Here is a 19694-nt window from a genome sequence, read left to right on the forward strand (position 1 = left end):
GGCTGCCCGAGGTGTAGATTTCAGCCGGGAACGCCAAGGAGCCCGACCGGGCCAACGAGAAAATCAGGGCAAACGCACCATGACCCAGTTCAACGAGACAGAACTCACCGAAGCGGTCGTCAAGAGCTTCGACAACACGCCAGATCCGCGTGCGAAATTCCTTCTCCAGGAATTGGTGAAGTCGCTGCACGATTACGTCAGCAAGACCGGTCTCACCTTCGCGGAATGGGAATACGCCATCGATTTCCTGACCCGCACCGGCCAGAAATGCACCGACACCCGCCAGGAGTTCATCCTGCTCTCCGACGTGCTCGGCGTCTCCATGCTGGTCGACGCGGTCAACCATCGCGACCGCGATGGCGCCACCCAGACCACCGTGCTCGGCCCGTTCTATGTCGGCGAGCACAAGGTGACCGCGCACGGCACCGACATCTCGCCGAACAATCTCACGGGCGAGCGGATGTTCGTGCAGAGCCGCGTTACCGATCTCCAGGGCAAGCCGCTTGCGAACGTTCCGGTCGATGTCTGGCATGCCGACGATGACGGCTTCTACGATTCGCAGAAGGCGAACTATGCCGAGGTCGGTGCCTCGGCACGGGCGCGCTTCATCACCGACGGCGACGGCCGCTTCTTCTTCCGCACCATCCTGCCGTGCAGCTACCCGATCCCGACCGACGGGCCGGTCGGCGAGATGATCGTGCAGACCAGGCGCCACCCGATGCGCCCGGCGCATGTGCACTTCCTGGTCAATGCAAACGGTTATGAGCCGCTGATCACGCACGTCTTCATGGACGGCGACAAATATCTCGATTCCGACGTCGTGTTCGGGGTCAAGGACGATCTCATCGCCAAGGTCGAGCCGCGCAATGACCCTGAGATGCCCGACGGTGCCAAGGCGAACGGGCAATGGCATCTGATGACCTACGAGTTCCATCTCAAGCCGGGCGGCGGCATCGCGCCCAAGCCGCTCGGAACCAGGGCCGCCGAGCCCGCCTGACGACACTTTTTAGGCAATCGCTCATTTGTTGTGCGCCGCACAGGGAGTGAGCGAATCGTCATTCAAGAATTGGGCGCGTCGCGACTTTTTGATGCAATTATAGGCGCGCCTAGGATTTCATCAGGCGATCCAAGTGATTGTATTTCTTGTGTTTCTTAAGAGTGAGAGAGCTGGCACAGAGCTTGAATAGCAGGCTCTGACGCCACCGACGCCGTCACTCGACATCATCAATCAGCATCGTGAACTCGCCGCCGGGGTGAAGCCTCGGAGCATGCTTCCGCGCGTGTAGGCCAAGACTGCAACGACGCAGCGGTGCGACCAAAAGGGATTATCAATGACGAAGGATCCGTCTCTGAGTCAGACGTGGATTTCCGACTGGCGCCCCGAAGATGAGGCGTTCTGGAACGCGGGCGGCAAAGCCGTGGCCCGGCGTAACCTGATCTGGTCAATCGTTGCCGAGCATATCGGCTTCTCGGTGTGGCTGATCTGGAGCATCGTCGCGACCAAGCTGCCGCAGGCAGGCTTCCACTACTCGACCGACGAACTGTTCCAGCTTGTCGCCGTCCCCGGCCTGATCGGGGCGCTGATGCGCTTTCCCTATACCTTCGCGGTCACGACCTTCGGCGGTCGCAACTGGACCATCTTCAGCGCGGCGATCCTGTTCATTCCGACCTTGTCGCTTGCTTACTTCGTGAGCCAGCCCGACACGCCGTTCTGGCTGATGTTGCTCATTGCTTCGACTGCCGGTCTCGGCGGCGGCAATTTCGCTTCCAGCATGACCAACATCTCCTTCTTCTTCCCGGATCGCATGAAGGGCTGGGCGCTCGGCCTCAACGCGGCCGGCGGCAATATCGGCGTCTCCAGCGTGCAGCTTCTGACGCCGATCCTGATGACGCTCGCCGTCATCAACCTGTTCCAGGCAACGCCGGTCGGCGGCGTCTATCTCCAGAACGCAGGCCTGATGTGGGTGCTGCCGATCGCGATCGCGGTGTTCGGCGCCGTGTTCTTCATGAACAACCTGACCTCGGCCAAGTCGTCGATCAAGAACCAGCTTGCCATCGTCAAGCGCAAGCACACCTGGATCATGGCCTTCATCTACATCGGAACATTCGGCTCCTTCATCGGCTACTCCGCCGCGTTTCCGCTGCTGATCAAGACCCAGTTTCCCACGGTCACGATCTCGATCGCGTTCCTCGGTCCGCTGGTTGGCTCGCTGTCGCGTCCGTTCGGCGGCTGGCTCGCCGACAAGGTTGGCGGCTCCATCATCACCTTCTGGAATTTCATCGCGATGGCGGCCGCTACGATCGGGGTGCTCTACTTCGTCGGGCAGAAGGACTTCACCGGATTCATCGCGATGTTCCTGATCCTGTTCCTGACGACGGGAATCGGCAACGGTTCGACCTACCGCATGATCCCCTCGATCTTCCGCGAACAAAACCTGTTCAAGGTACGCGGCAAGGGCGATGCAGCGCGCGCGATGGCGCTGAAGACCGCGAGCATCGAGAGCGGTGCCGCTGTCGGCTTCATCGGCGCGGTCGGTGCTGTCGGCGGCTATCTGATCCCGAGCAGCTTCGGCAAGTCGATCGCGATGACGGGCGGACCGCAGGTCGCGCTCGCCGTCTTCCTCGCCTTCTACGCCGTCTGCCTTGGATTGACCTGGTGGTTCTATCTGCGTCGCAGCCCGCAGGCTGCAGGCGCGCCAAGCCTCGCCGAGGCTCGGGTCTGACACTCGGCACGAAAATCGCTTCTCTCCGTATGCGGGGAGAAGCCGCTCTGATGACGTTTGAACAACGAACTTTTTCCGCAGCGGCGCGGACGAAGGCAGACCGAAACAGACAGGACAACATCATGACTCCTCAGCAGATCGCCCTCGTGCAGCAAAGCTTTTCCAAAGTCGCGCCGATTTCAGAAACTGCCTCGCAGCTGTTCTACGATCGGTTGTTCGAAGTTGCCCCTTCGGTGCGCGCGATGTTTCCAGAGGACATGACCGAGCAGCGCAAGAAGCTGATGGGCATGCTCGCCGCCGTCGTCGGCGGCCTGTCGAATCTCGAAACGATTCTTCCGGCGGCGTCGGCGCTCGCCAAGCGTCACGTCGCCTACGGCGCCAAGGCCGAGCACTATCCCGTGGTCGGCGCGACCTTGCTGTGGACCCTGGAGAAGGGCCTTGGCGAGGCCTGGACGCCCGAGCTCGCCACCGCCTGGACCGACGCTTACGGCGTGCTGTCCGGCTTCATGATATCCGAGGCCTACGGCTCACAGGCGCAGGCCGCCGAATAGGAGATGCCTCGTGAGTGAACCGCTGGTCATCGTCGGTAACGGTATGGCGGCAGCGCGTCTGGTCGACGAACTCGCCAAGACTGCGCTCGGCCGCTACGCGGTTGCCGTTATCGGCGATGAGCCGCGGCTCGCCTACAACCGCGTGCTGCTCTCATCCGTGCTGGCCGGCGAGACCGGCTCGCACGAGATCGAGCTGAGACCTGCGGACTGGTGGCGCCATCGCGGCGTCACCGTGCGCTATGGCTATCGCGTCACCGAGATCGACACCGGCCGCCGCGAGCTCAAGATCGCTGGCGAAGAGAGCATGGAATACTCCAAGCTCGTTCTCGCCACGGGATCGACGCCGCTGCGGCTGAACGTGCCCGGAGCCGATCTCGCCGGCGTACACACCTTTCGCGACACCCGCGATGTCGATCTGCTGTTGACGCTTGCAGCGGCCAAGAAGCGCGTCGTCGTGGTCGGCGGCGGCCTGCTTGGCCTTGAAGCGGCTTATGGTCTCGCCAAGGCCGGCGCGCCCGTGACGCTGCTGCATCTGATGGACCGGCTGATGGAGCGCCAGCTCGATGCGGCGGCTGCCGGCCTGCTCAAGACGCTGGTCGAGCGCAAGGGCATCCGCATCATGCTCAATGCCTCGACTGCCCGCATTCACGGCGAGCGCCATGTCGAGGCCGTCGAGCTTGCCGACGGCAGCCGGATCGAGGCGGACGCCGTGATCTTCGCTGCCGGCATCAGGCCCAACATCGCGCTCGCCAGGGAAGCCGGCATCGCGGTCAATCGGGGCATCGTCGTCAGCGACGAGATGCAGACCGCGTCACCGGGCATCTACGCGCTCGGCGAATGCGCCGAACATCGCGGCACCTGCTATGGCCTGGTCGAACCGGCCTACGAGCAGGCGCGCGTACTGGCCCGGCATCTCGGTGGCCGACCCGCCGCCTATCCGGGCAGCGTGGTCTCGACCAATCTGAAAGTGTCCGGTGTCAGCGTGTTCTCCGCCGGCGACTTCATGGGCGCCGACGGCAGCGAGAGCCTCGTGCTGTCGGACCGCAGGCGCGGGACCTACAAGAAGCTCGTCATCGCCGACGGATGCCTGACCGGCGCCGTGCTGATCGGCGATACCGCGGAAGCGCTCTGGTATCTCGAGTTGATCCGCACCCGCGAGAAGATCGCGACGTTCCGCGCCGACATGATGTTCGGCCGCGCGCTCGCGCGCTTCCTTCGAAAGCTGCCTGATATGACGGCGATCGATCCGGCGCTCCGCACCGCCAAGACGACGTGTCCCTATTGCGGCGTCGGCTGCGGCGTGCTCGCAACGCCCGACGGCGCCGGCGGTGCGGCGATCGCCGGCGATCCTGACCATCCCGCCAATTTCGGCCGGCTGTGCTCGAAGGGCTCCGCGCTCGGCGAGACCGTCGGACTCGAGAGCCGGCTGCTCCATCCGATGATCCGTTGCAAGGGTGTGCTGGAACGCGTTGCCTGGAGCGATGCGCTCGATCACGTCGCCCATCGCATGCAGCACATCGTCGCGCGCGACGGCGCCGATGCGGTCGCGTTCTATCTCTCCGGCCAGCTCCTCACGGAGGATTATTACGTCGCCAACAAGCTGATGAAGGGCTTTGTCGGCACCGCGAATGTCGACACCAATTCGCGGCTCTGCATGTCGTCCTCGGTCGCCGGCCACCGCCGAGCCTTCGGGGCAGACACCGTGCCGGGCTGCTATGAGGATCTCGACCAGGCCGATCTGCTGGTCTTGGTCGGCTCGAATGCGGCCTGGTGCCATCCCGTGTTGTTCCAGCGCATGTTGAAGAACCGACAGGAGCGCGGCGCGCGGATGATCGTGGTCGATCCGCGGCGCACCGATACTGCGAGCGACGTCGATCTGTTCCTCGGGCTCAAGCCCGGAACCGATGCCGCGCTGTTCTCGGGCCTGTTCGTCCACCTCGCCGACAGCGGCGCGCTGGATCAGCGTTATATCGCGCAGAACACGTCGGGCTTCGACGACGCACTCGCACGCGCGCGCAACATCGCGGGCAGCGTTGCGGCGACTGCGCTGGCGACAGGCCTCTCCGAGCAGGACGTCGCGACCTTCTTCAGGATGTTCCGCGACACCGAGCGCGTCGTCACGCTCTACTCGCAGGGCGTCAACCAGTCGGCGCAGGGCACCGACAAGGTCAACGCGATCCTGAACTGCCATCTCGCGACGGGACGCATCGGCAAGCCGGGCGCTTCGCCGTTCTCGCTCACGGGTCAGCCCAATGCGATGGGTGGGCGCGAGGTCGGTGGCCTCGCCAATATGCTGGCCGCGCATATGGGCTTCACGCCGCCGGATATCGACCGCGTCAGGCGGTTCTGGAAGGCGCCCCGCATTGCCACCCATGAGGGGCTGAAGGCGGTGCAGCTGTTCGAGGCGATCAATCGCGGCGAGGTCAAGGCGCTATGGGTGATGGGCACGAACCCGGCGGTGTCACTGCCCGACGCGGACTTCGTGCGCGAGGCGCTGAAGAAGCTCGAGCTGTTCGTCGTCTCCGAGAACGTGCTCTCCAACGACACGGTCGAAGCCGGCCCGCATGTGCTGCTGCCGGCGCTCGCCTGGGGCGAGAAGTCGGGCACGGTGACCAATTCCGAACGCCGCATCTCGCGCCAGCGCTCGTTCCTGCCTGCACCGGGTGAGGCGCGCCCCGATTGGTGGATCCTCAGTGAGACTGCCAAGCGGCTCGGCTTCGGCGACAGTTTCAATTACAAATCCGCCGCCGAGATTTTCCGCGAGCACGCCGCGCTCTCGGCGTTCGAGAACAATGGCAGCCGCGATTTCGACATTGGCGCGCTGACGTCGCTGTCCGATGAAGCCTTCGATGCCCTGACGCCGGTGCAGTGGCCCGCGCGCGAGGGCGAGGCTCCGGGCGAACGCTTCTTTGCGACCGGGGGCTTTTTCACGAACGACGGCAAGGGCCGCTTCGTCGCGCCTGAAGTGCCGGCGCTGCGCAGCGAGACCGGGCCGTCGCGTCCCCTCAGGCTCAACACCGGGCGCATCCGCGACCAGTGGCACACCATGACGCGCACGGGGCTGAGCCAGCGGCTCGGCGCGCACCTGCCCGAGCCGTTCGTCGAGATCCATCCTAACGATGCCGCAAAATACGGCATTGCCCATGACGGCTATGCCCGCATCACCACCGATTACGGCCAGTGCATCTTGAAGGCCGTCGTCAGTGAGGGGCAGCAGCGCGGCGCGTTGTTCGTGCCGATCCACTGGAGCGCGATGAACGCCTCGCACGGCCGCGTCGGTGCGCTGGTCGCATCGTTCACGGATCCATTTTCCGGTCAGCCGGAATCGAAGGCGACACCTGCGGCGATCGCGCCCTATGAATTCGTGTTCCGCGGCTTTGCGCTCTCGCGGAAGCAGCTCGAACTGCCGCCGAACCTGCTGTGGACCCGCGCAACCGTCGCGGGCGGGTTCGGCTATCTCTTCGCGGACAACGCCGACCTGTCGCGCTGGCCGGCCTGGCTCGACGGCCTCGCTGGCGAGGACGTGGCCGACTATCGCGATTTCGGTGGCGGCGTTTATCGTGCGGCGTCATTCGCGGGAGATCGCATCGAGACCTGCCTGTTCGTCGGCCCGGCGCACGATGCCGGCGACTGGGAGGTGGTCAAGAGCCTGTTCGCGGCCGATCGCGTCACCGATGATCAGCGCCGCATGCTGCTGTCAGGCAAGTCCGGCGAGGGCGCCGCGGCGACCGGCCCGATCGTCTGCGCCTGCTTCGGCGTCGGCCGCGGCACCATCTGCGATACCATCGCATCAGGCGCGCGCACCGCCGCCGAGATCGGAGCCAAGCTCAAGGCCGGCACCAATTGCGGCTCCTGCATTCCCGAGCTGAAGCGCCTGATCGCGGCCACGGAGGCAATGCCGGTGAAAGAGGCCAAGCTCGCTGGCGCGGCAGGGTAGGCCCGGCCCACCTCGGAAAGATTCCGGATCGCTTCGCTGCGCTCGCAATGACGGTGCCGAGGCAGTCGAATGCGGTATCTGCCGATCGTCGTCCTGGCGTAAGTCGGGACCCATGACCTCGATCCGCGTTGTCGAAGCGCAGCGTGGCCACTATCTCCTGCAACAACATTTTCCTGTGTTGTGGATCCTGGCTTATGCCAGGAGGACGTGGGCAGCTGGGATCGGAGACAAACATGAACACGCACCCGTTCGGCAAAACCGGCGCCAACGTCTCCGTCATCGGGCAGGGGACCTGGTATCTCGATCACGGTGACCGCAAGCGCGCGATCGCGGCGCTTCGGCGCGGGCTCGATCTCGGCATGACCCATATCGACACTGCCGAGATGTATGGCGATGCTGAGCTTGTCATTGCCGATGCGATTGCCGGCCGCCGCGACGAGGTGTTCCTGGTTTCGAAGGTGCTGCCGAGCAACGCCTCGCGCCGCGGCACCATCACGGCCTGCGAGCGCTCGCTGAAGCGGCTGAACACCGATCGGCTCGACTGCTATCTGCTGCACTGGCGCGGTTCGTATGATTTTGAAGATACCGTCGCCGCATTCGAGGAACTGGTGACATCAGGCAAGATCAAATCCTGGGGTGTCTCCAATTTCGACGCCGAAGACCTCGACGAAATCTTGGAGGTTTCGGGCGAAGGCAAGATCGCCTGCAATCAGGTGCTCTATCATCTGAGGGAGCGCGCGATCGAGCATGCGGTGATCCCGTGGTGCGAGCGGAACGGTGTCGCTGTCGTCGCCTATTCACCGTTCGGGCATGATGATTTTCCCGATGAGCGCAGCAAGGGCGGTGCCGTGCTGGCGCACATTGCGGAGGCGCGTCGCGCTACCCCGCGTCAGGTCGCGCTGAGTTTCCTCACCCGTACCGGTACGGTGTTTGCGATCCCGAAGGCGTCGTCGGCGGAACATGCCGGCGAAAATGCGGCCGCCGGCGATCTCATGCTGACGAAAGAAGAGATTTCGGCGCTGGAGGCGGCGTTTCCGCGCGGTCCGAAGCCGCGCAGCCTGCCCATGCTGTAGTGCACAATCCTGCATTATTAATGGAGTATTGACGCGCGCGGACGTGAGCGCATATCGGCATCCTGTTTTCGGAAGTTGTGAAGGCGGCCTATTTGTCGTTTTTTACAGTCGTTCCCGAATCGAAGTTCCCAGGTTTAGCCGTGACACCGCCGCCCGCCGCAGCCGCAAGGCTCGACAGTATTGCCATGCCTGCCGTGCAGGAGAAGAAGCAGAAGGCTCGCCGTGCGCCTGCGCGCGTCGATCATCCCTTCAAAGGTATCGCGCTGGTGCTGCTGTCGACCGTGTTCCTCGGTTGCTCCGACGTCACTGCCAAATATCTTTCGTCGAGCCTGCCGTCGATCGAGATCACCTGGATCCGCTTCCTGACTTTCGCGCTGATGTTCGCGCCGGTGATGGTGCCGGGCTCGCCGCTGCATGCGATGCGCACCGAACGCCCAGGGCTGCAATTGATGCGCGGCGTCGCATTGCTCGGCTCCTCGCTGTTCTTCATCACTGGTCTGCGTTTCCTTCCCATCGCGGAAGCGTCTGCCACCGGCTTCGTCTCGCCGCTGTTCGTCACCGCGCTGTCGATCATCTTCCTCAGCGAGAAGGTCGGCATGCGGCGTTGGATCGCAACAGCGATCGGCCTCGTGGGCGTTATGATCATCCTGCGGCCGGGCTCGAGCGCGTTCCACGTCGCCGCCTTCTTTCCGATCGTCTCTGCCTTCTGCTGGGCTGCCGCGTTGATCATGACGCGCATGATGAGCGGGCGCGAAGCGGTTCTCACTACGATGGCATACTCGGCGCTCACGGGCGTTGCGATCCTCAGCGTGATGGTGCCGTTCGTCTGGGTGACGCCGACCTGGACCGGCATTGGCCTGGGCATCGTGATCGGTGTTGCCTCCACGGTCGGCCAGTGGATCATCGTGCTGGCCTATCGCTACGGCGATGCCTCGGTGCTGGCGCCGTTCTCCTATACGCAATTGCTCTGGGTCAGCATTCTGGGCTTCTTCCTGTTCGGTGAAGTGCCTGATGTCTGGACCGTCACGGGCGCCGCCTTCATCGTCGCCAGCGGTCTCTACATCGCCCATCGCGAGCGCATCCGCCGTGCCCAGCTGCTGGTGCAGGCCGCGCGTTCTCCAAATCCCTGACGCAAGATTGCGCGTCCCGATACGTGGTATCAACGGTACCAACGTAACGGGAGGAGCCGGATGCGGGCTGCGATTTTCAGGAACGGTGAGATTGTGGTTGGCCAAATGGCCGAGCCGAAGCCCGGCCCTGGCCAGGTGCTGGTCAAGACGCTCGCTTGCGGCATTTGCGGCTCCGACCTGCACGCGCGCCAGCATGCGGCGCGGATGGTGGAGATGGCCAGGAAGACCGGACGTACGCCGATGGATCTGTCGCGCGACGTCGTGTTCGGCCACGAGTTCTGCTGCGAGATCGTCGACTACGGCCCGGGTACAGCGCGAAAACTCAAGCCGGGCACGCATGTGTGCTCGCTGCCGGCGCTGCTGACGCCGGATGGCATCAAAGGCATCGGCTATTCCAACGACTTTGTCGGCGGCTATGCGGAAGCGATGCTGCTCAGCGAGCCGTTGCTGCTGGAAGTGCCCAACGGCCTCGCGCCGGAACATGCCGCATTGACCGAACCGCTCGCGGTCGGCGTTCACGCGGTGGCGAAGGCAAATATCCAAGGCGGTGAGGTGCCGCTGGTCATCGGCTGCGGCCCGGTCGGGCTCGCGGTGATTGCGGCGCTGAAGATCAAGGGTCTGCACCCGATCGTCGCCGCCGATTATTCGCCGACGCGGCGTGCGCTTGCCGCAAAGCTCGGTGCCGACATCGTCGTCGATCCCCTGGTATCGCAGCCCTATGCGACCTGGGCCGAGCACGCGCAGATGTCGGAGGCAGAGAAAGCGGCGCGGCCGCCGTTCCAGGCCATGCTGCCGGCGCTGAAGCCTGCGCTGATCTTCGAATGTGTCGGCATACCCGGCCTGCTGCAACAAGTGTTCGAGGGCGCGCCCCGCGATGCCAAAATCGTCGTGGTCGGCGTCTGCATGGAGAACGACAGAAACGAGCCCATGCTCGGCATCATGAAGGAGCTCAACGTCCAGTACGTGCTCGGCTACACGCCGGAGGAGTTTGCGGCATCGCTGCGCCTGATCGCGGAAGGGCAGGTCGACGCTGCCGCCATGGTGACTGCGGAAGTGGGCATCGACGGCGTCGCAAAGGCCTTCGCCGATCTCGCCAATCCCGAGGCGCACACCAAGATCATCGTGCAGCCGTGGCGATAGTGCACCGCCATTGCGGGGAGCCCGCGACAAAATTGCGTAGCAATTTTGCGCTGGTGCGTCGAAGCAATCCGGAATTGTTCCACCGACAGTCTGGATTGCTTCGCTGCGCTCGCAATGACGAGGAAGGAGCGTCGCCTCATACCGGCAGCGCGATCGAATATTTGACCTGGCTGAGCGCAAAGCTCGATTCGATCGAGGCGATGCCGTCGAGCCGGGTCAGTTTTGTCTTCAGGAAGGTCTCGTAGGAGGCGAGGTCGGCCGCGACGACGCGCAGGAGATAGTCGCGGTTGCCGGTCATCAGATAGCACTCCAGCACCTCGTCCCATTTCGAGATGGCGCGCGCGAAGCGATTGAGATCCTCCTCCTTCTGCCGCGCCAGCTTGATCGAGATGAAGACGCTGACATGCAGACCCAGCGCCTTCTGATCCACCGTCGCGATGTACCGCGAGATCACGCCGCGCTCCTCCAGCAGCTTGACCCGGCGATGGCAGGGCGAGACCGAGAGCCCGACCTTGTCTGCGAGTTCCTGCATGGTCAGCCGGCTGTCGGTCTGCAGCAAAGCGAGGATCTTGCGGTCGATGGCGTCGAGCTCGGTCATTAGAACAAAACCCATAGTTTGGCGAAGTTCTTGGTAAGCTATCCCAATATCGGGGCGTACGGCGCGAAAAATTGAAAAAACTGGTGCCGCCCACAGGGGTATCATCGCCGGACCTGTTTTCCGGGAGCATTTGCCATGCCCGTTGATTCCGCCCGTCTCGATACCTTGACCGCGCTGGCCCGCAAGGCGCTGTGGCTGTCGTCCTGGACCATCCACCACGCCAACCACATCAGGCCCAACACGGACGGGCTGAAGGTCGGCGGCCATCAGGCCTCCTCAGCCTCGCTCGCGACGATCATGTCGGCCCTGTATTTCCATGTGCTGCGCCCGGGAAGATCGCGTCGCGGTGAAGCCGCATGCGAGCCCGGTGTTCCACGCCATTCAATATCTGTTCGGCCGGCAGAGCCGCGAGAAGCTGGAGAATTTCCGCGGCTTCAAGGGCGCGCAGTCCTATCCGTCGCGCACCAAGGACGTCGACGACGTCGATTTCTCCACTGGCTCGGTCGGTCTCGGCGTCGCGCAGACGCTGTTTGCTTCGCTGGTGCAGGACTACGTCAAGGCTCATGGCTGGATGAGGGATCGCGGCGAGGGGCGGATGATCGCGCTCGTCGGCGACGCCGAGATGGACGAGGGCAACATCTTCGAGGCGCTTGCGGAGGGGTGGAAGCACGGCCTGCGCAACACCTGGTGGGTGGTCGACTACAACAGGCAGTCGCTGGACGCGGTCGTGCGCGAAGGTCTCTGGGAAAAGTTCGAGACCATGTTCCGAAATTTCGGCTGGGACGTCGTCATCGTGAAATACGGCCGGCTGATGCGCGAGGCGTTTGCCGAACCCGGCGGCGAGGCGCTGAAGGGCTGGATCGACAATTGCCCGAACGCGCTCTACGCCGCGCTGTGCTTCCAGGGCGGCGCCGCTTTCCGCAAGCATCTGCACGACGAGATCGGCGACCAGGGCCCGATCACCGCGCTGATCGACAAGCGCAGCGACGAGGAGCTGCTGGCGCTGATGTCGAATCTCGGCGGCCATGACATGGCGAGCATGGTCGAGGCGTTCGAGTCCATCGACCACGATCGCCCGGTCTGCTTCATCGCCTACACCATCAAGGGCGTTGGCCTGCCGTTCCAGGGGCACAAGGACAACCACGCCGGCCTGATGACGGTCGCGCAAATGGAGAAATATCGCGACAGCCAGAACATCCGCCCCGGCTACGAATGGGACAAGTATGAAGGCCTGACGCAGGACGCCGCTGAGCTCGACGCCTTTCTCGCGCGCGTACCGTTCAATAGGGACGGCCGCAGGCTCACCGCGCCCGTTGTCGACGTCCCACAGCAGCTCGCGTTCAAGCCGTCGCCGCAGATGTCGACGCAACAGGGCTTCGGCTTGGTGCTGAACGAGATCGCGCGCGGCGACAGCGAGCTGGCGCAACGCATCGTCACGACCTCGCCCGACGTCACGGTCTCGACCAATCTCGGTCCCTGGGTGAACAGGCGCGGCCTGTTCGCGCGCGGCGAGAAGGCGGATTTATTCCGCAGCGAGAAAATTCCGTCTACCTTCAATTGGGAGTTCTCGCCGAAGGGCCAGCACCTCGAGCTCGGCATCGCCGAGATGAACCTGTTCATCATGCTCTCGGCGCTCGGCCTGTCGCACCAGATCAATGGCGCGCGGCTGCTGCCGGTCGGCACGCTCTATGATCCCTTCATCGAACGCGGGCTCGATGCGCTCAACTACGCCTGCTACCAGGATGCGCGCTTCATGGTGGCGGCGACGCCGTCAGGCATCACGCTGGCGCCCGAGGGCGGCGCCCACCAGTCGATCGCGACACCGCTGATCGGCATGGCGCAGGACGGGCTCGCCTCCTTCGAGCCGGCTTTCGTCGACGAGCTCGCGGTGATCATGGGTTGGGGTTTCGAGCACATGCAGCGTGATCCGGGCGAGGGCGGCTCGGTCTATCTCCGCCTGTCGACGCGCTCGATCGAGCAGGCGCAGCGGATCATGACGCCGGAACTGCAACAAGGCATCACCGACGGCGCCTATTGGTTGCGCAAGCCCGGCCCAAATGCCGAAGTCGTGATCGCCTATACCGGCGCAGTGGCGCCCGAAGCGATCGAGGCGACCGGGTTCATCGGCGAGGACAGGCGCGACGTCGGCCTGCTGGCGATCACCTCTGCGGATCGCCTTCACTCGGGCTGGACTGCCGCGCGGAAATTGCGGCGCGACCGCCGCGGCGTGCAGCATCTCAGCCACATCGAAAAGCTCCTGGCGCCGCTACCGCGCGACTGCGGCATCGTGACCGTGATCGACGGCCATCCTTCCGCGCTCGGCTGGCTCGGCAGCGTCCGGGGCAACCGCGTCGAGGCGCTCGGCGTCGAGCAGTTCGGCCAGACCGGCACCATCGCCGACCTCTACCGCCACTACGGCATCGACGCGAATGCGATCATCGATGCGGCCGAAAGCCTCACCACCGGCGCACCGGTGCTCCATCGCAAGATGGCGGTGTAGTCGAGGTAACCGGAGCGATAATGCGCGCCCCGGGAATGACGGCAGGGTCACCTTGCCGCGTTCCCGCCATCGGCTGACATAGCCTTGCTCCGCCGCAACGCTGGCCCTGCATATGGCGGGTTCAATTGCTGGCGCTTTCGTGCAAGGATGCCTGCCGAAACGCCCCAAGCCCCCAAAAAGAGGTTAACGATGGTCAATCGCATGCAATTCTATATCGACGGCGCCTGGGTCGATCCCGCCGTCAAGAAGTCGACTCCGGTCGTCAATCCGGCGACCGAGGAGGCAATGTACGACGTTGCGCTCGGCTCCAAGGCCGACGTGGACAAGGCGGTTGCTGCGGCCAAGCGCGCCTTTGCGACCTTCTCCCAGACCAGCCGTGAGGAGCGCGTCGCGCTGCTCTCAAAGATCATCGAAGTCTACAAGGGCCGCCTCAAGGAGATCGGCGCCGCCGTCTCCGACGAGATGGGCGCGCCGCTGCCGATGGCGGAGAAGCTCCAGGCCGGCGCTGGTTTGGGCCATCTCATGACCACGCTCGACGTGCTCAAGAACTATCATTTCGAGGAACCCATCGGCACCGCCATGGTGCTGCGCGAGCCGATCGGCGTCGTCGGCATGATCACGCCATGGAACTGGCCGCTGAACCAGATCGCCTGCAAGGTCGCGCCCGCGCTCGCCGCCGGCTGCACCATGATCCTGAAGCCCAGCGAGTTCACGCCGACCTCGGCTTTGATTTTTGCGGAAATCCTCCATGAAGCCGGCGTGCCGAAGGGCGTGTTCAACCTCGTCAACGGCCTCGGCCCCGAGGTCGGCGCCGCCATGAGCGAGCACCCCGACATCGACATGATTTCCTTCACCGGCTCGACCCGCGCGGGCATCGATGTTGCGAAGCGCGCGGCGCCCACCGTGAAGCGTGTCAGCCAGGAGCTCGGCGGCAAGTCGCCGAACATCATCCTCGAAGGCGCCGACCTCACGAAGGCGGTGACCGGCGGCGTGATGCACATGTTCAACAACTCCGGTCAGTCCTGCAACGCGCCCTCGCGCATGATCGTGCCGCTGTCGAAGATGAAGGAAGTCGCCGCGATCGCGAAGGCTGTCGCCGACAAGACCAAGGCGGGCGATCCGCGCGCCGAAGGCACCACCATCGGCCCTGTCGTCAACCGCGGCCAGTGGGACAAGATCCAGGCGCTGATCAAGAAGGGCATCGACGAGGGCGCAACGCTCGTCGCCGGCGGCCCCGGCCTGCCCGAAGGCGTCAACAAGGGCTTCTATGTCCGCCCGACCATCTTCGCCGACGTCACCCCCGAGATGACGATTGCGCGCGAAGAGATCTTCGGACCGGTGCTGACCATCCTCGGTGCCAAGGACGAAGCCGAGGCCGTGCACATCGCCAACGACACGCCGTATGGTCTCGCCGGCTATGTCTCCGGTGCTTCGGTCGAGGACGCCAAGCGCGTCGGCCGCCAGATCCGCGCCGGCAACGTCAACCTCCAGGGCGTGCCGAACGATCGCACCGCGCCGTTCGGCGGCTACAAGCAGTCGGGCAACGGCCGCGAGTGGGGCAAGTACGGCCTCGAGGACTTCCTCGAAGTGAAGGCCGTCGCCGGCTTCAACGCGGCGTAAGTTTTCGCGGCTGAACGACGCGACGCCGGAGCGGGAGACTGCTCCGGCGTTTTTTATTGCAGTCCTTCGTAGTTCGTAGGGTGGATCAGCCGAAGGCGTAATCCACCGCTTCTCTCGCCGGCGATGCAGGCGTTGATGGGTTACGCCTTCGGCTAACCCACCCTACGAGAGCATCGCCTGCGGCGCGCCTATCCCCCCACGGCGCCCTGCGTATTCACATACAACGCGTAGATCGACTGGCTCGCCGCCATGAACAGGCGGTTGCGCTTAACGCCGCCGAAGCAGAGATTGGCGCAGCGCTCGGGCAGCGCGATGCGGCCGATCATGACGCCATCGGGCGCGAACACGACGACGCCGTCGAGCTCGGGATCGCCCATGCCCCAGCCGCACCAGAGATTGCCGTCGACGTCGCAGCGCATGCCGTCCGGCGTGCCCGGCCCTGCATCGATGTGAACGCGCTTGTTGGAGATCGTGGTCCCATCAGCCGCGACGTCATAAGCGAGGATTTTTCGGTTCGGCACGCCGCGCGATTCGACGACGTAAAGAATCGTCTCGTCGGGCGAGAAGCACAGCCCGTTCGGTCCGAGCACGCCCTCCGCGACGATGCTCGCCTTGCGGGTCACGGGATCGAGCCGGTAGACGTTCGGCTCGATCTCGCTCACCGCCTTGTAGCCCTCGTAATTGCCGAGCAGGCCGAAGGTGGGATCGGTGAACCAGATCGAGCCGTCCGATTTAACAACGACATCGTTCGGCGAGTTCAGACGCTTGCCGTTGAATTGATCCATCAGCACGGTGATCTCGCCGTCATATTCGGTGCGGGTGACGCGACGGCCGCCGTGCTCGCAAGTGACCAGCCGGCCCTGGCGATCCCTGGTGTTGCCATTGGCGAAATTGGAGGGCTTTCGAAAGTTCGAGACCGCGCCGGTCTCTTCTTCCCATTTGATGATGCGCTGGTTCGGAATGTCGCTGCAGAGCAGATATCGTCCGTCGCCGAACCAGACCGGGCCCTCGGCCCAGCGCAGGCCGCTCGCCAGCCGCTCCACCGCCGAAAGCTTCAACCAGTATTTTTCGAAGCGGGGGTCGAGCGCTTTTATGGCGGGATCAGGGTAATAGGTCGCCGGCTGCCAGACTGGCCGCTCCTGGGTGTGGGACGATGTCCCATTCATGTCGGTTCTCTCGTTTCGTTCCCTCTGGACAATCCTGCTATCATTAGGGACACGTGACCGCAAATCGGTCGCCAAAGACGAGGAAAAACATGTCGCGCATCTTGATGACGGGAGCTTCGGGCGGGATCGGAACGCGCCTGCGCAAATTGCTGCCGCCGATCTATCCGGACCTCCTGCTTAGCGACATCCGTCCGCCCAAGGATCTCGGGCCGAACGAGCAGTTCAAGGCGGCGGACCTGGCGGACCTCGCGCAGTGCGAAGCGATCTGCGAAGGCATCGACGGCATCCTCCATTTCGGCGGCTATTCGGTCGAAGGCCCATGGAACGACATTCTCCAGGCCAACATCATCGGCGGTTACAATCTGTTCGAGGCCGCGTATCGCAAGGGCGTCAAGCGCGTGGTATTCGCCTCGTCCAACCACACGGTCGGCTTCTATCCGCGTCACCGCAGGATCGACACCGACGTCACCGTGCGCCCCGACGGACGCTACGGCGTCAGCAAGGTGTTCGGCGAAGCCGTCGGCTCGCTCTATGCCGACAAGCACGGGCTGAAGGTCACCTGCATCCGCATCGGCAATTGCGACGAGCGGCCGCTCGACCATCGCCGCATCGCGATGTGGCTGATGCCGGAAGATCTGGTGCAGCTCTGCCGGATCGGCCTCGAACATCCCGACATTCATTTCGAGATATTCTATGGTGTGTCGCTGAACGAGCGCGCCTGGTGGGACAACCACCGCGCCTACGAATTCGGCTATCGCCCCATCGGCCGCTCCGAGGATCACGTGGCGCACGCCATGGCCGAGCAGGCCAAGCTGGAGCCCGATCCGGTCGGCGACCATTTCCAGGGCGGCGCGTTCTGCAGCAACGAGTTCGACGGCGATGTGGGCCGGATCATCGATTGGAACAAGCGGTAGCGTTCGACGTGTTGAGGGAGCGCCTGCTCGCCAGCAGGCATGGGGCTCGCGGGGACTCCCGCTCACCCGGAATGCCCGCGAGCGCTATCGACATCAACCGGCGGCGATATCGCGACTCATCTTCTGCAATCGCGTGAAAGCTGCCCACGCCTCGGGATAGTCGCCGTCCTTTGGATCGATCATGAGCAGCGCGCGGCAGGCCTCGTTGACGTCTTCCGCCGAAGGACGCATCGAGACGTCGGTCGACGCCTCCGCCTGCTTCCAGCGGTCCTCCACGTCTCTCGCGAGCTTCAGCGCTTCGGACGGAGTTCGTTTCCGGGTTGGCTTTGCAAGCGGGTGATCCGCACGGAATTTGGGCCACGCGGTGGGAGGCTGCTCGGCCTGCCATTCACTCTCGTTGGGAATCTCATGCGTGTTGGCAACCTCACGCGTGGCACGCGGATTTGGTTGCTGCCTGTTGGCCGCATCCGGCGGAACCGTCCGGCCGGCCAATTCGCGAACCTGCTGTTCCATCGTCCCCCCGGACGACGATCCGCCCGTCGAAGGCGCGGACGTCGTCAGCGCGGGCGCAACCGAGGTCAGCGCTTCAGGGGCGACTTTCTGAACGGCCGTTGCGACCGACGTCAGGCCGGGCGATACGGCCGGTCGCTGCTTGGCCTTGTCCTCTCCGGTGGGGCAGGGCCTGTATCCCGATTGATACTGCGTGATCCGTCCGTCGTCATCGATGCGCGCAAAATCGGCGGCCACGGTGTAGACGAAAGCGGCGCTGACCGAGTGTCCGGACTTGTTCTTCGCGCTGACGGTGCCGCAGACATACCGCGCCGCGTCGGCGTCGACTGAACGCAATGTGCCGAATTGAGCCGAGTCCGGATTGATCAGCGCATGTCGGACCGCCGCTCGGGCCCGCTTATGTTCCGTGGAGAACCTGCTGATCAGAACGTCTGCGTTGATGAAGTCGGGCTGGTAGTACAACCCGTATTCGACGGCGAAAAATGCTCCGCCGAAGGCGGCTGCGATCAGGAAACCGGGTACATTCATGTCAATGTTCCGGGTAATGGAACCCGGCATGGTTGTTATTTGTGACCGAAACCATTTACGGTGGCGGGTTCTAACGAGCGGTTAAGCGGCGGGCGACTGCGACAAATCGCCCGACCGCTCGCGTTGAGAGGATTGGTGAAAGTTGAAGGCGCGACTGCTCGCCAGCGAGCCTGTGGTTCGCCGTCATTGATCCAGATCAACTCACGCTCGACGTCGTCTGGCTCTCGATTCGAGCGGCTCGGAATTGAGAATCACGCCAATGAAAATCAAATTGTCAGTCGTCATAACGCTCGCGGCGCTCGTATCAGGATCGTCGCAGGCCGCAACACTCAGCGACGCAGAGGCGACGTTCCTCGACCAGCTCGTCACCGCATCCGCTGTGCTCGAGCAGCGATGTGTCGGCTACGAGGCCGATGGCGCGGGCGGTGTTCAACTCGGCGCGCGGCTGCTCGGCACCCCCAATGCGGCGATGGCGATGATCGACGCCTATTCGGCGGCCATCACAGCCCGCAATGGCGAGAGCTATGATCCCGGCAAGTTTCGCCCCGAGGTTTCCGACGCGGCCGGAAAAACATTCAGCCGCGTCCGCACGGACTTGATCAGGAATCCGGAAAGGGCCTGCGCCGATTATGGCAGTGCCAGTGTCGATCGTGGTCTGCTGAGGCGGTACTGATGTGCCTCGCAGGATCGGTGAAGCGAAGGGAGGCCACAGCGCTTCGTTCTTGACCAGTCGTCATTGCGCAACGCGCGCTTCCTGCTTCTTGGTCACATGCCAGAGCACCACATGATAATGTGGCACATCCACACCGGGGTGACCCGGGTTGAAGTAGAAGCTGACGTGGTCGACGGGCCACGCGGACCCCGCCGCCTCCAACGACTTGTGATCGTCGATGTCCTTGATCGGAACCATGTACACGGTCGCGACCGGTCGATCCCTCCGGTCGAAGCACAGGAACGGACCCAGCGGCAAAGTGTCGGGCTTGACGAAGATGATGCCCAGACCCGGAAAGAACTTCGGGAAGTTCACGAGATCGCTGACCCGCTTGTATCCGTTTTTCTCCGCGACCGCCCGCTGATTTGGCGGCGGACGAACGACCTCATGCTTTCTGTGCGCCTTGCGGCCTCGATGAGGAGCTGTCCTGGTCTGCTCGACATTGTCGGCCGGTGCCGCGGTGGCCGGTGGGAGCTGCTGCGTCGCCGATGGCCAGAAGGGAGCAAACTGGGCGGCGGGACGCCTCACGTCGGCGATCAAGGCGAGTAATGCGATAAGGGTCGCGCTCACGATCGATTTGCGCATCGACATC

Annotated in this window: 14 protein-coding genes and 2 pseudogenes; 12 read left to right on the top strand and 4 right to left on the bottom strand. The window is 63.9% G+C overall.

What is annotated here, in order from left to right; genetic code table 11:
• Positions 1-79 precede the first annotated feature (79 nt).
• The 8 genes and pseudogenes from ACVW16_RS28785 to ACVW16_RS28820 all read left to right on the top strand — a co-directional run bounded on the left by ACVW16_RS28785 (position 80) and on the right by ACVW16_RS28820 (position 10554).
• Positions 80-997 (top strand): intradiol ring-cleavage dioxygenase, encoded by a 918-nt coding sequence (locus ACVW16_RS28785; RefSeq protein WP_456702392.1) that lies wholly within the window; start codon positions 80-82, stop codon positions 995-997.
• Between the two features lie 334 nt (positions 998-1331).
• On the top strand, positions 1332-2723 hold the full coding sequence (locus tag ACVW16_RS28790) for an MFS transporter (RefSeq protein WP_456738032.1): 1392 nt from the start codon (positions 1332-1334) through the stop codon (positions 2721-2723).
• A gap of 122 nt (positions 2724-2845) precedes the next feature.
• Positions 2846-3274: a globin family protein gene (locus ACVW16_RS28795; RefSeq protein WP_456702394.1), complete on the top strand. Its 429-nt coding sequence runs from the start codon at positions 2846-2848 to the stop codon at positions 3272-3274.
• Between the two features lie 10 nt (positions 3275-3284).
• Positions 3285-4415 (top strand): annotated as a pseudogene (locus tag ACVW16_RS28800) (NAD(P)/FAD-dependent oxidoreductase); the annotation flags it as partial.
• 90 nt (positions 4416-4505) lie between these two features.
• The gene (locus ACVW16_RS28805; protein ID WP_456738034.1) at positions 4506-7211 is read left to right on the top strand and encodes a nitrate reductase; all 2706 of its coding nucleotides are present in this window, start codon (positions 4506-4508) and stop codon (positions 7209-7211) included.
• A gap of 233 nt (positions 7212-7444) precedes the next feature.
• A complete protein-coding gene (locus ACVW16_RS28810) occupies positions 7445-8284 on the top strand; it encodes an aldo/keto reductase (protein ID WP_456738035.1) in 840 nt (279 codons plus the stop codon).
• A gap of 185 nt (positions 8285-8469) precedes the next feature.
• The gene (locus ACVW16_RS28815; protein WP_456705213.1) at positions 8470-9414 is read left to right on the top strand and encodes a DMT family transporter; all 945 of its coding nucleotides are present in this window, start codon (positions 8470-8472) and stop codon (positions 9412-9414) included.
• Between the two features lie 105 nt (positions 9415-9519).
• Positions 9520-10554 (top strand): zinc-binding dehydrogenase, encoded by a 1035-nt coding sequence (locus tag ACVW16_RS28820; RefSeq protein ID WP_456738036.1) that lies wholly within the window; start codon positions 9520-9522, stop codon positions 10552-10554.
• A 136-nt stretch (positions 10555-10690) separates the two neighbouring features.
• Here the strand turns inward: ACVW16_RS28820 and ACVW16_RS28825 are convergent, their stop codons facing one another.
• Positions 10691-11152, bottom strand: coding sequence for an Lrp/AsnC family transcriptional regulator (locus ACVW16_RS28825; protein WP_456738037.1), 462 nt, complete (start codon positions 11150-11152; stop codon positions 10691-10693).
• 135 nt (positions 11153-11287) lie between these two features.
• On the opposite strand from ACVW16_RS28825, the pseudogene ACVW16_RS28830 reads away from it, so the two are divergent.
• Together ACVW16_RS28830 and ACVW16_RS28835 are read left to right on the top strand one after the other, a co-directional pair.
• Positions 11288-13652 (top strand): annotated as a pseudogene (locus ACVW16_RS28830) (transketolase).
• Between the two features lie 189 nt (positions 13653-13841).
• Entirely contained in the window at positions 13842-15272 is a 1431-nt protein-coding gene (locus tag ACVW16_RS28835) for an aldehyde dehydrogenase family protein (protein WP_456738039.1), read from the top strand.
• Positions 15273-15460: 188 nt separating this feature from the next.
• Here ACVW16_RS28835 and ACVW16_RS28840 read toward each other — a convergent pair whose 3' ends face one another.
• Entirely contained in the window at positions 15461-16438 is a 978-nt protein-coding gene (locus tag ACVW16_RS28840) for an SMP-30/gluconolactonase/LRE family protein (RefSeq protein WP_456738040.1), read from the bottom strand.
• An 89-nt stretch (positions 16439-16527) separates the two neighbouring features.
• On the opposite strand from ACVW16_RS28840, the gene ACVW16_RS28845 reads away from it, so the two are divergent.
• Positions 16528-17352: an NAD-dependent epimerase/dehydratase family protein gene (locus tag ACVW16_RS28845; protein ID WP_456738041.1), complete on the top strand. Its 825-nt coding sequence runs from the start codon at positions 16528-16530 to the stop codon at positions 17350-17352.
• A 93-nt stretch (positions 17353-17445) separates the two neighbouring features.
• Here ACVW16_RS28845 and ACVW16_RS28850 read toward each other — a convergent pair whose 3' ends face one another.
• Positions 17446-18390 carry a hypothetical protein gene (locus ACVW16_RS28850; RefSeq protein WP_456738042.1) on the bottom strand — a complete coding sequence of 315 codons (945 nt, stop codon included), beginning with the start codon at positions 18388-18390 and terminating at the stop codon, positions 17446-17448.
• A 259-nt stretch (positions 18391-18649) separates the two neighbouring features.
• Between ACVW16_RS28850 and ACVW16_RS28855 the strand changes: the two genes are divergently transcribed.
• Positions 18650-19063, top strand: a complete 414-nt coding sequence (locus ACVW16_RS28855; RefSeq protein ID WP_456702405.1) for a hypothetical protein — start codon at positions 18650-18652, stop codon at positions 19061-19063.
• 60 nt (positions 19064-19123) lie between these two features.
• On the opposite strand, the gene ACVW16_RS28860 is transcribed toward ACVW16_RS28855, so the two are convergent.
• Positions 19124-19687 carry a hypothetical protein gene (locus ACVW16_RS28860; RefSeq protein ID WP_456738043.1) on the bottom strand — a complete coding sequence of 188 codons (564 nt, stop codon included), beginning with the start codon at positions 19685-19687 and terminating at the stop codon, positions 19124-19126.
• Positions 19688-19694 lie beyond the last annotated feature (7 nt).

The sequence above is a fragment of the Bradyrhizobium sp. USDA 4474 genome, assembly GCF_054057515.1.

Bases quoted from the DNA above. Each gene is read 5' to 3' on its own strand.
- ACVW16_RS28785 (WP_456702392.1), top strand. From the start codon at position 80: ATGACCCAGTTCAACGAGACAGAACTCACCGAAGCGGTCGTCAAGAGC.
- ACVW16_RS28790 (WP_456738032.1), top strand. From the start codon at position 1,332: ATGACGAAGGATCCGTCTCTGAGTCAGACGTGGATTTCCGACTGGCGC.
- ACVW16_RS28795 (WP_456702394.1), top strand. From the start codon at position 2,846: ATGACTCCTCAGCAGATCGCCCTCGTGCAGCAAAGCTTTTCCAAAGTC.
- ACVW16_RS28805 (WP_456738034.1), top strand. From the start codon at position 4,506: ATGACGGCGATCGATCCGGCGCTCCGCACCGCCAAGACGACGTGTCCC.
- ACVW16_RS28810 (WP_456738035.1), top strand. From the start codon at position 7,445: ATGAACACGCACCCGTTCGGCAAAACCGGCGCCAACGTCTCCGTCATC.
- ACVW16_RS28815 (WP_456705213.1), top strand. From the start codon at position 8,470: ATGCCTGCCGTGCAGGAGAAGAAGCAGAAGGCTCGCCGTGCGCCTGCG.
- ACVW16_RS28820 (WP_456738036.1), top strand. From the start codon at position 9,520: ATGGCCGAGCCGAAGCCCGGCCCTGGCCAGGTGCTGGTCAAGACGCTC.
- ACVW16_RS28825 (WP_456738037.1), bottom strand. From the start codon at position 11,152: ATGACCGAGCTCGACGCCATCGACCGCAAGATCCTCGCTTTGCTGCAG.
- ACVW16_RS28835 (WP_456738039.1), top strand. From the start codon at position 13,842: ATGGTCAATCGCATGCAATTCTATATCGACGGCGCCTGGGTCGATCCC.
- ACVW16_RS28840 (WP_456738040.1), bottom strand. From the start codon at position 16,438: ATGAATGGGACATCGTCCCACACCCAGGAGCGGCCAGTCTGGCAGCCG.
- ACVW16_RS28845 (WP_456738041.1), top strand. From the start codon at position 16,528: ATGTCGCGCATCTTGATGACGGGAGCTTCGGGCGGGATCGGAACGCGC.
- ACVW16_RS28850 (WP_456738042.1), bottom strand. From the start codon at position 18,390: ATGAATGTACCCGGTTTCCTGATCGCAGCCGCCTTCGGCGGAGCATTT.
- ACVW16_RS28855 (WP_456702405.1), top strand. From the start codon at position 18,650: ATGAAAATCAAATTGTCAGTCGTCATAACGCTCGCGGCGCTCGTATCA.
- ACVW16_RS28860 (WP_456738043.1), bottom strand. From the start codon at position 19,687: ATGCGCAAATCGATCGTGAGCGCGACCCTTATCGCATTACTCGCCTTG.